This window comes from Streptomyces sp. ActVer, from assembly GCF_027270795.1.
Classification (GTDB): domain Bacteria; phylum Actinomycetota; class Actinomycetes; order Streptomycetales; family Streptomycetaceae; genus Streptomyces; species Streptomyces umbrinus_A.
On the sequence record NZ_JAPWHT010000914.1, the window covers coordinates 1 to 1185 of the forward strand.

General features: G+C 75.2%; 1 protein-coding gene. It reads right to left on the reverse strand.

What is annotated here, in order from left to right; genetic code table 11:
* Positions 1–1185, reverse strand: a 1185-nt coding sequence (locus O3Q52_RS53295) for an ABC transporter permease (protein WP_269655575.1), incomplete at both ends; no start/stop codon positions are given.

Consider the following 1185-nt stretch of genomic DNA (forward strand, 5'->3'; position numbering starts at 1 on the left):
GGCGGGCAGGCCCGCCGGGTCCGTGACGACGTGATCCGCCGTGATGCCGTCGCGGAGCTGTTCCGAGGCGATTCGGCTCTCGCTCGTGTGCATGAAGACGAGCGTCGAGGCGAAGGCCATCGCCAGCACGATCGGGGTGATCGCGGAGGCCAACCGGCGTGAGTTGGTACGGGAGTTGGCGGCGGCCAGTGCCGCCGAGGCACCGCCGCCGCGCAGCAGCAGGCCGAAGAGTGCCGCGCACAGGCGGGCCACCAGCGGGCCGAGCAGGGCGACGGCGAGCATGAAGAGCATGATGACGCCGAGGGAGGCGTTGGCCGCGTTGTCACCGGCGGCGGAGGCGGCGACTCCGGCGAAGACCGCGCCGCCGACGAGGGCGCCCAGCCCGAGGACGGTACGGATGACGCCCGGCCGCAGCCGCTCCACCGAGGCTTCGGTGAGCGCCTGCCCCGGTTTGATCTTCGCGGGCCTGCGCCCGGCCATCCAGCCGGAGCCGAGCGCCGCGAGCAGTCCGGTGCCGACGGCGGCGAGCAGCGGGATCCAGGAGACGTGCAGATCGACGGCCTCCGGGATGACCCCGCGGTCCTTCAGCTGCCCGAACCACCAGCGCGCCAGCGCGATCCCCGGCAGACACCCGATCAGCCCGGCGAGCGGGGCGACGAGCAGCGCCTCCGCGGCGACCGCACGGCGGATCTGCCGCGGGGTGGCGCCAACGGCTCGCAGCAGCGCGAACTCGCGGGTGCGCTGGCCGACGGACAGGGCGACCGTGCCGGCCGCGGTGAAGACGGCGACCAGGGTGGCGATCCCGCCGAACTGGCTGCCGAGTCCGAGGAGCGTCTCCTTGGCGTACGCCAGACCCCGCTCCTCGGCTTCGCCGCGGCCGTCGCCGGTGTGCACCTGCGCGCCGGAGCCGGCGAGGGACTTCTCGACGGCGGCGGCAAGGGCGTCGGTGTCGGCTCCGTCCGCGGCCAGCACGGCGATGGCGTCGGCCTTGCCGGAGTGCCCGGCCAGCGCGGGTGCCTCGGCGTCGGCGAACCAGGCCGTAGCGCTGCCATCGGCCGCCGCCCCCGCCGCCGCTGTGTCACCCGCCCCGGCCCTGGCCAGCCCGGACACCCGGAAGTCCGTACGGCCGACGGCCGTTTCGAGCGCGACGGTGTCACCGACGTCGGCCTTCGCGGTACGGGCTGC